Origin of the sequence: Enterococcus sp. AZ120, assembly GCF_050546165.1 — a bacterium.
GTDB lineage: Bacteria > Bacillota > Bacilli > Lactobacillales > Enterococcaceae > Enterococcus > Enterococcus faecalis.
Map to the genome: position 1 here is coordinate 1,759,872 of NZ_CP172950.1, position 15,594 is coordinate 1,775,465.

Here is a 15,594-nt window from a genome sequence, read left to right on the forward strand (position 1 = left end):
TTTTAAGTTACTTAACTAATTCACTTTTTGTACATAACGTTTATTCGAAGTGATATACCCTTGTGATGTTTTTAATCTTGGATAACCATTTTTACTATATTCAATTCCTTGCACTCTAATAGTAGTTCCTTTTTTTACTGGAGATCCAGGTGTTTTAAATTCTAAATCAGTATAATAACGATCATTGACAAGCATTACAATTTTTACTGGATTTTCTGTATAGTAGTTGTCAATATTACTGATTGCTGCTGAAACGATATCTTTTCTTGCCGTTAAATATCCTTTTCTTGTTACCAAGCGGGGATATCCATTAGATGAATATTCAATTCCTTGCACTTCTACTAGTGTGTTCTTTTTCACTGCGGCACCTTTGCTTGTAAAGTCAGCGTTGTTATAAAATGTTTCATCTTTCATTACTACTACTCGACCTGGATTAGCTGTGTAATACTTATCAATATTACTGATTGCTGCTAAAACGATATCTTTTCTCGCTGTCAAATATCCTTGAGGTGTTACCAAACGAGGGTACCCAGTTGATGAATATTCAATTCCTTGCACTTCTACTAGTGTATTCTTTTTCACTGCGGCACCTTTGCTTGTAAAATCGGCGTTGTTATAAAATGTTTCATCTTTCATTACTACTACTCGACCTGGATTAGCTGTGTAATACTTATCAATATTACTGATTGCTGCTAAAACGATATCTTTTCTCGCTGTCAAATATCCTTGAGGTGTTACCAAACGAGGGTACCCAGTTGATGAATATTCAATTCCTTGCACTTCTACTAGTGTATTCTTTTTCACTGCGGCACCTTTGCTTGTAAAGTCGGCATTGTTATAAAATGTTTCATCTTTCATTACTACTACTCGACCTGGATTAGCTGTGTAATACTTATCAATATTACTGATTGCCGCTAAAACGATATCTTTTCTTGCCGTTAAATATCCTTGAGGTGTTACCAAACGGGGGTACCCAGTTGATGAGTACTCAATCCCTTGCACTTCTACTAGTGTATTCTTTTTCACTGCGGCACCTTTGCTTGTAAAGTCGGCGTTGTTATAAAATGTTTCATCTTTCATTACTACTACTCGACCTGGATTAGTTGTGTAATACTTACTTAAGTCAGGCCCACTACTATTACCCATATTTAAAAAATTACTATAGGTCATGGAAATATCAAACGGACGCCCTTCATAATTAGCTAAACCAGGGAAATACATTTGCGAAGACCATTGCCAAGCACCATGGTCATTATTCCACTGCATGGAACTATCTGGAGTATATGGATATTGCGCTACCCATACTCTGTCTCTTCCGAAGGCGGAGGTGTCGATATAGCCATTTGTTAACCACCATTTGCCAACATACAACGCATCATTTTTATACCCTAGTGCCTTTAATTGCTGGTTAAACGCAACAGAATTAGCATGGGCGTTTCGCCCATTGTTTGTAAGCGTTGGATCTTCCGCATCATTAAACATTATGGTATTTTTATCTAAGCCAGAGTTAGCCGCCGCCTGAGCAAAATATCTTGCTTCATCTTGTGCTGTCGCAGCAGAGACATACATACTATAGTGATATGCTGAAACTTTTAAGCCCGCAGCTTTGGCATTTCTAATTTGGCCCGCAGCATATGGATTAACATACCAAGTTCCTTCTGTCAATTTAACCGAGACACCTGTTACACCATAGCTTTTAATTTTTTGATATTCAGCTACTGAAATGTCTCCATTCCAACTAGAAACGTCAATAAAATTCTTGCCAGGCAAATTAGGATCATTCGCATAGACGTTCGCAACTGTTGCTCGCGCTACCCTAGAAGAAATGCCGTTTTTCATAGCATATGTTCCTTTTTTATGGTTCGTTCCTTCACGTGCTGCTTCTTGATAATCCGCTTCATCTTGGTCAATGGTCTTTTTTTCTACTTCAGAGCTTTGTGAGGCTTCTGTTTTACTATCTGTTGTGTTTGTTTCTGAAACAGAAGAATGTTCTTCCGTTGTACTATTTGTTGAAGAATCAAGAGACTCTTCTTTTGTGCTTGAAGTAGAACTATCTCTTTCAGAGGTATTTTCTTCTGTAACAGAAGATGTATCCTCCGTTGAATTAGTCGTTGTTTCTGACGTAGCTTGAGTGACCAAGCCAGTCTCCCCCGTTGTTTCTGTTTTTACAAGCTCTTCTCCTGATGCAATCACACTAAAACTATTTAATAATACGGTACAAATTAACATACCTGAAATGATTTTTTTCATGAAACTCTCCTTATATATTAATAATATGTATCTTTCTTAAACACTTGCCATTCGCTCTCGAAAATGTGTATCCTATAACCTTCAACTAATTGTTTTCACATTTTAAAACTAACACCAATTATTATCTCATACCTTTATTTCAAATTCAATTACGCTTTTTTAACATTCCTATATCAATTTTTTACTTTTAAATGGTAAAAAGATGAAAACAGATCTTTAATCGATTGTTTTCATCTTTTATTTATTTTTTAAGATATTCTGTGTACGATTTTTTAGTATCAACAATTAGTGCTTCATGATGGGGTTGGCGATCTTCCTCTGGTGGCAATTGCATATAATCCCCAAAAACCTCTGTTAAGTAGCGATTGTAGCCCACTGGTATTGGCATTTTTGTATCTTCAAACGGAACAAAAATAGCAGATTTAAAATCTTCCAAATGATAAATATTACCCATGTAACGTGGTCCGACACATAATTCTGTAACATAAGGAGTGGAGCCGAAGGAATACTTAGTCATTCTTTTTTCAGCAAAGCGCCAAATATGATAGCGAACCTTTTTCGATGGAAAGATATTCAATAATACCCGACTCCCCGTTGCTAAAATGCCACCATGTTTTTCTGGTACCACTTGTGAACAGAATAAAGCATAAATTAATGCCCAAATTTTTTGTTTCTTCCTTTGAAAATTTCCTTTTGGCGCACCATCTAAAGGAAAAATATCGATAGGAATACCATGAGGAATCGCTAATCCATCTTGATAGGTTTTAATAAACGTTGTCTGTGCATCCCTAATTGTCATAAATGAATTATGATCATTATAAGTTTTTGAAGCAACTAACAATGGATAACGTTCTGTATCCGCATATTTAGGCCAAAGCACTTTTAATTTTTCATAATCTGGTCTTGGCATAAAGAAATCTAAGTCATCATCCCATGGAATAAAACCTTGACTGCGGATTGCTCCAATACAACCGCCTCCACAAAAATAACAGGTTAGATTATGTTCTTCACAAAAAGCCACAAAATATTTTGACATGCGTAAAACGACTTGTTGAATTTCTACTAATTGCGTCTGTGTTGTTTGTTCCACTTTTCCTTTTCCTCCCTATTCATTCTTTGCATATTTAAATGTTGTATAGAATAAAAAACGCATTAAGTAGAATGAACTTTTAATAACTGAAAACTGTTCATTTTGACGCAAAATTTTCCAAACCCAACTGATTGTATTCCATTTGTTAGAAGATGTAGAGGTGGTTAGCTTACGATAAATGGCTAATTTTTCGTTAATAAAATAGACCGTATTTATTTCTTTCAAAATGTTTAACCAAGTAGCATAGTCTTCATGTTTTAAATCCGGCATTAAATGGCGTTTAAGCAGATTAGATTCGACTACGACTGTTAAGCAGCCGATAGTATTTGTTTTTAAAAGATCTTGATAGGTTTGTGGTCCCTCACTAAAATTACGCTCATGAGTAATGTTGCCATTTTCATTACATACAAAATAAGAACTACATGTAAATAAAAGTTTTTTTTCTTCCATCCACTTGATTTGAACTTCTAATTTATTAGGAAGCCATAAATCATCACTATCTAAAAAGGCAATATATTGTCCCTTTGAAGCTTCAATTCCTTTATTTCTGGTCTTTGCAATGCCCATGTTCTGTTCATTTTTCAGTAAAAAGATTCTTGAATCTTTTTCCATAAAGGCAAGTGCAATATCAATAGAATCATCTTTACTTCCATCATCAATGAGTAATAATTCCCAATTCTGATAGGTTTGTTCCAGAACGCTTTCAATAGATTTTGATAAAAATTTGCCAGCATTGTACATGGGCATAATAATTGAAACAAGTGCTGTTTCCATTTGTTCACTCCTCGTTGCATTTTATGTAAGAATGTAACAGTTTATATTATCGCATAGCTCTTTTATTATTTCAACGTTCCTTGTTTCCAAAAAAAGTTTGAGACATAAGCTTAAATAACTTATGTCTCAAACTTTTAACGGTAAATTCTAATAGCATTCTCTTTACAATAATCCATCGTCAATTCTTCACGTTCTTCAGACTCATCCAATCCTCTTGATGATACTTTATCAAAGAGAATTTTGATGGTTTGAAGCAGAATTTTCATATCCAACAGTAATGAATAATTCTTGATGTACAGTAAATCAAAGTTCAATTTACTATTGTAGTCAGAAGCATACTTCCCATAAACTTGGGCATAGCCGGTAATCCCCGCACGTACATTGTGACGTAAATAGTAATTCGGGTTTTCCTGATTAAATTGATCAACAAAGAATGGTCGTTCAGGACGTGGTCCGACAATGGACATATCCCCGCGAATAACATTGATTAGTTGTGGCAACTCATCAATACGTAAAGCGCGCAAGTATTTACCAACTGTAGTGACGCGACTGTCGTTACTTGTAGATAAGACTGGACCTGATTTTGCTTCCGCTGTTGCCGACATCGTTCTAAATTTTAAAATCGAGAACTCACGTTGATCTAATGTAATCCGAGTTTGTTTGTAAATCACTGGTCCCGGTGAAGTTGCTTTGACTAAAATCGCTGCAATAAGCATTAAGGGTGAGGTAATCACAAATAGGCAAACAGAGACTAAAATATCGAATAAACGTTTAATAAAATTCTCTTCTGGTTGGATTTCAAAATTTGAGACTTCGATAATACTTTCATCTTCAAAGTTCATCATGTTTGGTTTTAACATAATTAGATTTTCAAAACTTGTATCTAAAAAGATTTTTTTCTTGTGTTTGACAATTAATTGATACAATTTTACTTTTTCGTTCTCATCAACATTACTTGAAATATAAACAATATCGATTTCATCGATAATTTTTTTTAAGTTTTCATAGTAATTGCTGACAACAACGCTCGTTACTTTATGCTTGTTATTTTTATCAGACATAAAGTTTTGAATTGACCGCATAACTTGATTTTCTTTACCTAGTAAAACAACTTTTCGCTCATTGCTGACCTTTAAGTAAAGATAATAAACAAGAATTCGCCAAAGACTTAGAACAATAATTCCGATTATAAAGGAATATCCTAAAACAGAACGCGGGAACGTAAACCAACGTCCGGCAAATGTCACAATCATAATCGTTAAAGTCATTAAAATTTGACCAATCACCGTGACAAAAATGATGTCACTAATTTTGCGATTATAAAAAATATACGCACCTAACAACAAATTCAAAAAGATAAAAAAGATTGAAATGTAAATTGCAGATTTTTCATAAGCCACAAAGTTAAATGAAGGAATTTCTCGGCCAAATTTCACCATAAACCCTAAGATGATTGATAAATTATAGAGCAAAACGTCTGCTAAAATAATTACAATTCGTCTTGCATTACTCCATTCACTTTTTGATGTCATTAAAAACTTCCTCTCTTCACTTCCAGTAATTACATTATTTGTAATAACATGCAACCCCTATATTACCATAATGTCAGCGGACAAGAAAGTTCTATAGGATGAAAATTATCTGCGATGTCTTTGGACACGACTTAATTCTTCAGGTTGGTCCCAGCCCTCTTCGTCAACAGGTGCTATCGGGCGCTCTTCATTGCTAACAGGACTTGTTTGTTTCACTCGTTTTCTTCTTTTAGGTGTCGTTGGTCTTTCATGTCTTCCTCGTTTTTTCTCTGGCCGGAAGTAGAAGGCTAGCCCAAGGAAACTATAAACTATCGGCATCCAATGAGGCGCTAATAAAATATCTTCCATAAATGAATGAATCCAGATTAAAAGGAAGCCTAAAAGTAAACTAACTTGCAAACGATCCAATGTTTTTTTACGGAAACCAATCAATAAAATCATACTGACTAAAAAACCAAATAAAATCAGATAGCCGATGACACCAAAATTACTTAACGTAAATAGAAAAGCATTATGTGTCCCCAGCGGTTTCCATGAGGCCACAAAAGGCTCCATACCGACTTTAATATGTTGAGGATCAGATAACCATTTAGCAAAAAACTCATGCCAAATTCGTTCTCTTCCTGTAAATAAATCAACAGTATCCGATTCCGCACATAAGTAAAATAACAATGGTCCCAATGCAGCTACTCCGACAAAACCAAACAGCCAAACTTTCGAACGTTGCAAGAAACGTTTTGGTAAAAGATTATCCACCAGAATAAAACCAACTAAAATGGCAAAAGAGGTTTTTGATTGACTGACCCATGTACCTAAAACACCACCAATGTATACAGGTAAAAGCAGCAGGTTAAAAACCTTATTTCTATATGCTTTGATCAAACTACTGGCCATCATTGTTGAAAACATCAACGTTGCACCAATCGTATTGGTATTAATCCAAATACTTTCTAGTTTATTTGATTCTTTAAAAATTTCGTCTGCTGGAATCAACTGAGGCAACTCCACGGACATCCGATACAAAGTCGCACTCAAAGCAACTAAAGAGACAATTAATAAAAATGTTTGATCCAAACGATCAAAGACACAAACTTTAAAACAAAGGACCAACAAAATAATTAAAGGAATCATTGTATCTGTTTGCATTGTGCTATGACGGATTGATTCCGTAAAGTGAAACAAGAGCCAGGTGGCTAGTGCCAACGCTACGGTCAGCCAGTCAATAAATTTTAATTTTGTACAATTTAATAGCAGTACAAGTATTACTGCTATTAATAATAAAATTGAACTATTGGCATACATATATTTTGTGACTGGCGCATCAATTCCTACGACCCACATCGTATACGAGCCGATCATTGTTACTAATAAAATAAGTCGACCGATTCTATTCAATACTTTTCCCATATTCAAACCTCATTCCATGAATGAATCACTAGTCGTTTATTCGATAAATATATGCCCCGTTCTGATCAGGTCCATATAATTTTTCAAAATGAATCGTTGGTGTGTCTAACGGTTCTAATGGTTTATAAACGACCGCATATTTAATCCCATATTCTTTTAATTTTTCTGGAGATAAACGAGCAATAATCGCATCTTTTTGCATCAACTCTAAAACAGGGGTCTGATTTCCTACTTCAACATTGATGTGCGCATAGCGATTATAAATAAATGTGTCTTTTCCTTTTGGATCTAATGGTTTCCAAGCCTCTAAGTCAGGTGTAAAAGCAACACCGTTAAATGTATGCACACCTAACATTGGCAAATAGCCATACATCAAGCGTTCGCCCACCCACAATTGGTTGGGGTCTTTTTTGTTAATTTCTTCCACTTCTACCGCTAATTTTTTTCCATAGACAGCAGAAACGCCACGAGAAATTGGATTTACAAAGGCTCCAGAAACCATAATGATTCCTAATAAGACAAGGACAAATAACGTGCGCCAACGTTTAAATAAAGCAACAATTAAAACGGTAGCGACAACTAAGACACCAATGATGTCCATTCGTGTAACATATAACCGTAAATTGCCCGTATATAAAACAAAGAAATACAGAACAACATTTAATCCTAGCGCCCCTAACCAGGCCATCATTGGAATTTTTGCTTGGCGATTCCATAAATAATCGATGAACCATAAACTCAATAACACAGCGGCAAACCCGAAGGATAACATCGCCCGTTGTTCTGGCACATAAGACCACAATGTCAACTTAGCAAAAATTGTTGGAAATTGAACGCTCATCCAAACTAAGTTAAATAAACAATACACGAATAAGACAAAACCGTAAATGTTTTCTTTGATTTTTTTATAAAAAATAAATGGTGAGAGCGGCAAAATAACAAAAAATAATTGATAAAAACTACTGATTTCCGAATTATTTGAATATGGAACATCTTGAAACGGCATTTTCCAATTTGTTAAAAATAACAAAATATCGCGTTTAGGCATATCGCCACCTAAACTTACCCGTTTTCCTGGATAAGCGGTATCCATTACTGCTTTTAAGGAATCCAATGAGCCATATAGCGATCCGCCAACAATAATCGCCGTCATCAAGAGTGCCCCACCTATCAGGACCCCATCCCACTTATCCAACTTAATTTTTTTACGAAATTCTAAAAAGAATAAAATTAAAAATAATAAAATCAAATAACCAAGTGGTACTTGTAACGCAGGATAAATAACTAAAACAAATCCTGAGGCCATAATAACAGCCGTTATCGCACAAATGACACGACGTCGAACACTACTATGATAATAGAAATAATTATAAATTCCCACTAAAAAACCTAAGCCAAAAAATACTAAATCTCCAACTGGCGAGACAAACCACCATTGAAGGGCCGAAGAGAACGGAATCCAAACACTTGCTAACAAAGCTAAATATTTATTCCGCCGTGTGACGATCAAACCAATTTCAAAAGAAAATAAAATTAAGCCAATTAATTTAAGATTCCAATACCATGATAAGCCATATTCTTTGCCTAATAGTACATAGCCCCACGTAAAAGGTTTCGCTAACGTGGCCAAATTCCACGCTGGTGAATTATAGCCTACCACCATGTCTTGCCCATTTAACGTAATCACATCATTATGTGTTTTCAAACCTGTTTGTGTTTGTGAGAGGCTAAAGGGGGTTTGAACGAGCCATTCATCCGAGCGAACACCTCTTGGTTCACCAGCAATTAATGAACTTTTTTGGCCATCCGCATATTCAGAAACATACGCATCCCACATGTTTAATGAACTACCATGGACTTTAAAGGCGACCAGTAAAATAAAAATGACTGCCGCTAGCAGATAGCGCCAGCGTAACAAATGATCAACCAAGCGAGCGCTCTGCTCAGCTTGGTTGCGTAATGGTTGTTTTTCTTTTCTTGTAGTTAGTTGTTGTTCCATCTTTTCGCTCCATTTCGTCATCCGCAATTGCATCTAGTCAATTCGTAATGAAAAGTTGGGAATATCCCTTGTCAGATTAGGATTATAAAATGGATCATTTTCAATTAAAGGTCCCCATTTTTCTTCCATCATCACTTTTTCTTGTTCAAAACGTTTTTTCTTTTTGCCTTTATCATCATATCCACGAGTTTGAGATTCAAAATGATAAAGCTCTGCTTCATGAAGCCAGACATTGTCACGTCCTAAAGCTTGGACTTTCAAGCATAAATCAACATCATTGAAAGCTACGGTAAACGCTTCTTCAAAACCACCAACTGCATCAAAATCTGCTTTTTTCATAAGTAAGCATGCGGCAGTTACTGCTGAATAATTAACATTAATAGCTAACCGACCAAAATAGCCTAAGTCACCATGGGGATAACCATAATGACCATGTCCAGCGACACCACCTAATCCTAAAATAACGCCTGCGTGTTGGACCGTATTATTTGGATACAATAATTTCGCACCTACACAGCCAATCCGTTCTTGCTGAGCAAATGAAACCATCAAGGTTAACCAATTCTCTGTAATCACTTCGGTATCATTATTTAAAAATAATAAATACTCTCCGTGCGCTTTTTTCGCTGCACGATTGTTAATAGTTGAGAAATTGAATGGAATATCGATTGATTCAACGAAAAAGCGGCCAGGTAATTGTTGTTCAAATTCTGCATATAATTCGTGCATTTTTGGATCTGTACTTCCATTATCAGCCATAATAATCTCGTAATTTTGGTAGGTTGTTTTTTCAATAATCGATGAAACACAACGTTGTACGTCTTTATAGCCATTTTTAGTTGGAATAATAATTGAGACTAACTTGTCGGATTTAATGTCATAATAAACATCGTATAAGCCATTCGCCGCCCCATGCGTTGCATGACCATTAATTCCTCGACGAACGAGCGCATCTTGCACGGCTCTTAGCCCCGCTTCAAAAGCATAACCTTTGGAGCCCTGATCCACTGCTGTTGAGGTTGGCAGCATCCGCCAATAGTAAAGAACTTTTGGAATATGTTTGATGCGTTCTTTTGTCGTTTTTTCAGTAAATCTTAAGACTAAATCGTAGTCTTGAGAACCTTCGTAACCTTTTCGAAAGCCGCCAATTTCTTCTAGAATACTCCGACGATACACGCCTAAATGCGAAATGTAATTGGTTCCTAAAAGTAAATCAGGTGACCAATCTGGTTTAAAGGCTGGATCAGAACGATTTCCATCCATGTCAATCTTATCTTCATCACTATAAATTAAATCCAGTTCTGGGTTTTCATTCAGCACTTTAACCACTTCATAAAAAGCATTGATCGCTAATTCATCATCGTTGTCTAGTAAGGCGACAAATTCTCCGGTAGCAATCGCTAAAGCAGAGTTGGTTGCTTCGGAAATATGACCATTTTGTTCACGAAAGACGACCCGAATTCGCTCATCCAATTGCTGGTACTCTGTTAAAATCTTTTTGACATTAGGATCTGTTGAGGCGTCATCGGCCATACATAATTCCCAGTTAGTATAGACTTGATTCAAAATAGAATCAATGCACAACCGAAGCCATTTTTCTTCAACATTATACACTGGCATCGCAATGGAAATTTTAGGCTGATAATGAAATGTTGCGATTTCTTGTGTCATCGCTTCTATGTCTAGTACTTCATTTCTAGCTAACCAGTTAGGATACGAAGCTTGATTTCTTAGTTTCTCAATTTTCGCTCGTTGAATGGTATGAGAAATACCATTTTTAGCCATATACTTAAATCCTTTTTTGGCTTTTATCCAAAGACGAGTCACTTTATCTTCTGTCCCTGGAATCACTGGATATTTTTTATTCAAGGGAAAATCCACCGTTACAACATGTGCTGATGATTGAAAATGAAAAGGGAGTACTTTTTTTTGTTTAATTCCTTCAAGTGTAACAACAAAGCCAGCTTCAATCGCAGGCTCTGTTTGATAAATTTGATTAACATCTTCACGTAAAACGCGCTGAATGTTATAAGCGGACACTTGGTTTTCATTATTAATTGTGAAAGTTGGGCTTTCTTTAGTGATTGTATCCAACGCCCAACCTGTAATGGTTAAATTATTTGTTGTTTTGTCGCGATAGATACTATCAAAGATCACCTTAATGTCTTCATTCATGTGCATTCTCCTTATAGATGTTTCGGATTTCGGTAGGGATCAACTAAAGCTTCCGCGGTCCATTTTTCCGCAAGTTCTTTATAAGATCCTTTTTTATCATGGTTTTGCATTTTTTCGTCTGCTTTCAAAATTGCATAGGACACATATACATTTCGTTTACCAGCGCTAGCAAATTGTAACGATAAATCGACACCCATCCACTCTTTTCCTAAGTTTTCGTTAATTCCTTCTAAATTTAGGTAAAGTTGTTTGTTGAATAGTAAGCAGTCTTCAGTTGCTGCTTGAATATTTCTTGGTAAAGCAATTCTGTAATAGTAACCTAAGCTTTTACCAGGGGTGCCTTTTTCGGGATAAAGTAATCGACCTTTGTCTGTATCAACTGATACTCCCACCGTTTCCACGCGATAGCGTGCGTCAACTACGCGGCCAGTCACTAAACCAGAGGTCTCTTGTTGACCAATGTTCATTAACTCTTTTAACCAATCATTTTTCGTTGGTACCAATCCAGCATTTAATAAAGCCACATATTCTCCCTTAGCAGCTTGAATCATGCCATGACGAGTTTCTGTTGAAACATAACGAAGACGGTCATTTTGGATATTTATTTGATTCTCGAAGCGTGCAGGCAATAGAATTTCATAATTTGTATAGGCAGTTTTTTCTAATAATTGACGTAAGTAACTACTCATATTCTCTGTATCATTCGTAATAATCAATGATACCATCGGCACATGATCATAAAGATAGTTAATTTTATAGGAACCATAAAATTCGGCAATCTCTACTTGTGCTTTTAAGCCACGGCGTTCCGTTGCCGCTTGGACCGCTTTTTGACCAGCTACATAGGCGTAACCTTTGCTTTCAGGGTTTAGAGCAGTCGATGATTCAATGGCACGCCAATGATACATCATACCAGGAATATGCTTGATTTTCGTTGCTTGTTCCGTTGCTCGCAATACGAAATCATAGTCTTGAGCGCCGTTATATGCTGAATTCAATCCGCCTACTTTTTCTAATAAATCACGTTTCACAACAACAAAGTGTGTAATGTAATTATGGTTTAAAATCAGTTCTGGATTCCAGTCCGATTTGTAAAACGCGTTGAAGCGACGACCATTTTCTGTAATTTTATCTTCATCAGTATAAAGAAAATCAATCGTTGGGTCTGTATTTAAAGCTTTGACCACTTCATATAATGCTTGTGGCGCTAATTCATCATCGTTATCCATGAAACCAACAAAATCGCCAGTAGCAATCGACAAAGCTGAGTTAGTGGCTTCTGAAATATGTCCGTTTTCTTCGCGATAAATAACTTTGATTCGTTGATCTAGTTCTTTATATTTTTCTAGCATGGGCTTAATATGTTCGCTTGGCGATGCATCATCTGCTAAACATAACTCCCAATTTTCATAGTACTGATTTTGTAAAGAAGAGACACATGCTGCAAGCCATTTTTCTTCGACATTATAAACAGGCACAGCGACAGAAATTTTAGGCTGAAATTGGAACGTTTTAATTTCCGCTAAAACTGCCTCCACGTCAACAGGGGCTTCTGCTTTTTCTTGTCGTTTAAAGTACCACTTCACTGAGCCCATCAAACCACGTGTCTGAATCGAACGCCATGCTCGATCAAATTTCGTACCTGGTTGAACCATGTTTGGACGCTCTACCACGTATTGAACCTTCTGACCTGATTTGGTGTCAATGTTTAGCGTGTAGGCTGGTAAATCTTCTGGATCTTTAATCGTAATGACAAAACCATAATCTTGATCGCCTTCTAATTCAAACATATCAATAACATCCCGACGGTATTCTGTTTCCACCGTATAAGTGACTGATTCACTAGCTTCTGCAATGCTGAATCTTAGCGGATAATTTGTTTGTTTGTCATACGCCCACCCTCTGATAACAGAAACGTTATTTTCTACATCGCGAGCAATATCGTCGATGGTTAAATTAATCATTTTATCAAATTTAGTTAACGTGATTCGTTTATATTTTCCAGTAGGCATAGGGGCAGTCTCCGTCTGTTTATTCATTTCTTCTAAAAATTGATTTCTTTCATCTAACAGTGCATGAATAAAGGTATTTTCACGTTCTGAATAGTTGCCTTCAAAGAAATAATCAATGGCTACTGTCAGGTCTTTGCCTGCCATTTGTGCATCGGTTACTTCGATTACAGGGACTTGCGTATCTAAGAAATAATAGACATTCTCTTGTACCAGAAAAGCATTCGTGGCTGCGACTGGGACTGTCTCCCCGTCTATCGTCATGGATAATTTGATAATTGTCCCCGTTAAACTTGGGAATAATTTTATCAGTTGGACGTCTTCTGGTATCTTCAGTTGGAACTGTTTTGTTTCAGGTTTTTGTAAATCAACTGGTTGATCCAACTCAGTCTCTTTTTCTTCGCCGCAATTAATTAAAATATGAACGTTTTTTTCATTGTATGAATTTACTGGTGTCACTCGCTCTGGCTGTTCTACTGGTTCAGCAGTCAAGGCAAAAAAGTACTGATACACTTCGCCAAAGGGACGCGCTTTAAAAGCTGCTTGTACTTCTACAGGTAACGCTTCATACGTCGTAGGAATTTCGTTGTAGCCAACTTGATTAAATGTAAAATCTTCTTTGGCAATGTATAAACCAACTTCTGCAAAAACTTTTTCAAATCCTTCTTGTAAATAGAATGATTTATGCGTAGCATCCAACAGCCCAGTTTCATTCCACGTTAAACGATTATTAAATAAATCAATTAAGACAGAATTATGCGCCAAATTAGGGAAAGTGATTAAGATTTGACCACCTGGTTTTAAAAACGGTTTGACTTTTGCTAAGGCGCTTTGAGGATTCATTAAATGTTCCAACACATCTGCAAAAACGATATAATCAAACGTCTTACCAGCAAAGTATTCGACCCAATCATTTTCATCAATATTGCCATAAAAGGCATCTGTTGAAAATTGACTGACATGATCATAAAGTTCTTTGTCTAATTCAACAATTGAGACCCGGCACTTTTTTTCTTCCATCAAATAGCTAGTCATTCGCCCATTACCTGGACCAAATTCCAAGACATCACTATTTTCTTTGATTTGTGCTACGATTTTCCCAACACTGGTACTCTCGTCTGTTTCCATTTCAAAATCATACTTCATCTTTTGTCGTATCCTTCCATTTATGATCTAAGATGACAATTCCTTCTCCGGCATAACGACCGGTAATAAACATCGTCACGTATTTTGTTTTGTAGACTAATGGGACTGTTGCATGTTCCTCAAAGAAAGCAATATCAAAATAATATTCACCTGTTAATAATGACATTTTTTCATATTCTAAATAAAAAACATTCCGTCCTTTTTTCCAAGGAATTTGCACGCCATCTAACAACGTATTTAAGCCACAGACATAATGATTGTCCACTGTTCGAATAGCGACCCCACAAACAGGCTTCTTAATTTGGTCGTTTTTGACAGTATATTCAATTTTTACAATCACTTTTTCATCTTGCGTTACCATTTCTAAGGGTTCATAATCCGCGTTTAAAAGTTCCGCATGATCCACTTCAATAATATCTGGTGTTGGGGTTTCATCTTTCATGGTCGCTTCGCGGTCAACCGTTTTAATTGATTTCTTTTTCAAAAAGTTTTCGTAGTTGGTCGTCACGTCCATCGTATCTCCATATTCAACGACTTTCCCGTGTTGCAACCAAAAAGTTCTGTCACAAAAACGACGAATGGAGTTTACATCGTGAGAAACAAATAAAATTGTTTTACCAGAATTTTTAATTTCTGTAAATTTTTCCATACATTTTAATTGAAACTCTAAATCCCCGACAGCCAACGCTTCATCGACAATTAAAATATCGGGATCCACGTTAATGGCTACCGCAAAAGCCAAGCGGACAAACATACCACTAGAGTACGTTTTAACTGGTTGATACAAATGATCGCCGATGTCAGCAAAATCAATGACATCTTGGACACGCTCTTCCATCTCTTCTCGGGAAAAACCCAAGACCATTCCATTTAAGAAAATATTTTCATATCCTGAATATTCAGGGTTAAAACCTGAACCTAATTCAAGCAACGCTGAAATTTTCCCATTAATCACCATGGACCCGGAGGTTGGCGTTAATACTCCTGTAATAATTTTTAACATGGTTGATTTTCCAGAACCATTTTCGCCGACAAAGCCAATCATCTCGCCTTTTTTAATTTGCATCGTGACATCGTCTAACGCATAAAACAAATCGTGGTAAGATTTTTTAGTTGGACTAAGCGCTTCTTTAAACCGATCGGACGGCTTTTTATACATGTTGTATGTTTTGGTAATATGTTGGATATCGATTGCATATTCTGACATGTCGT

General features: G+C 36.3%; 9 protein-coding genes. All 9 read right to left on the reverse strand.

Features of this window, described 5'->3' with window-relative positions; translation table 11 throughout:
• Positions 1-15 precede the first annotated feature (15 nt).
• The gene (locus IGJ46_RS08535; protein ID WP_010717824.1) at positions 16-2,250 is read right to left on the reverse strand and encodes a DUF5776 domain-containing protein; all 2,235 of its coding nucleotides are present in this window, start codon (positions 2,248-2,250) and stop codon (positions 16-18) included.
• Between the two features lie 241 nt (positions 2,251-2,491).
• The gene (locus IGJ46_RS08540) at positions 2,492-3,340 is read right to left on the reverse strand and encodes a LicD family protein (protein ID WP_002380524.1); all 849 of its coding nucleotides are present in this window, start codon (positions 3,338-3,340) and stop codon (positions 2,492-2,494) included.
• Positions 3,341-3,355: 15 nt separating this feature from the next.
• Positions 3,356-4,114, reverse strand: a complete 759-nt coding sequence (locus IGJ46_RS08545) for a glycosyltransferase family 2 protein (RefSeq protein WP_002356910.1) — start codon at positions 4,112-4,114, stop codon at positions 3,356-3,358.
• A 134-nt stretch (positions 4,115-4,248) separates the two neighbouring features.
• Positions 4,249-5,646: a sugar transferase gene (locus IGJ46_RS08550; RefSeq protein ID WP_002356909.1), complete on the reverse strand. Its 1,398-nt coding sequence runs from the start codon at positions 5,644-5,646 to the stop codon at positions 4,249-4,251.
• A 105-nt stretch (positions 5,647-5,751) separates the two neighbouring features.
• Positions 5,752-7,053: an EpaQ family protein gene (locus IGJ46_RS08555; protein WP_049087655.1), complete on the reverse strand. Its 1,302-nt coding sequence runs from the start codon at positions 7,051-7,053 to the stop codon at positions 5,752-5,754.
• 28 nt (positions 7,054-7,081) lie between these two features.
• A complete protein-coding gene (locus tag IGJ46_RS08560) occupies positions 7,082-9,085 on the reverse strand; it encodes a DUF7657 domain-containing protein (RefSeq protein ID WP_002383759.1) in 2,004 nt (667 codons plus the stop codon).
• Positions 9,086-11,227, reverse strand: a complete 2,142-nt coding sequence (locus IGJ46_RS08565) for a glycosyltransferase family 2 protein (RefSeq protein WP_002394825.1) — start codon at positions 11,225-11,227, stop codon at positions 9,086-9,088. It abuts the gene before it with no gap.
• 11 nt (positions 11,228-11,238) lie between these two features.
• The gene (locus tag IGJ46_RS08570) at positions 11,239-14,382 is read right to left on the reverse strand and encodes a glycosyltransferase (protein WP_218391181.1); all 3,144 of its coding nucleotides are present in this window, start codon (positions 14,380-14,382) and stop codon (positions 11,239-11,241) included.
• Positions 14,372-15,589 carry an ABC transporter ATP-binding protein gene (locus IGJ46_RS08575; RefSeq protein WP_002356901.1) on the reverse strand — a complete coding sequence of 406 codons (1,218 nt, stop codon included), beginning with the start codon at positions 15,587-15,589 and terminating at the stop codon, positions 14,372-14,374. Before IGJ46_RS08575 ends, IGJ46_RS08570 begins: the two co-directional genes overlap by 11 nt.
• Positions 15,590-15,594 lie beyond the last annotated feature (5 nt).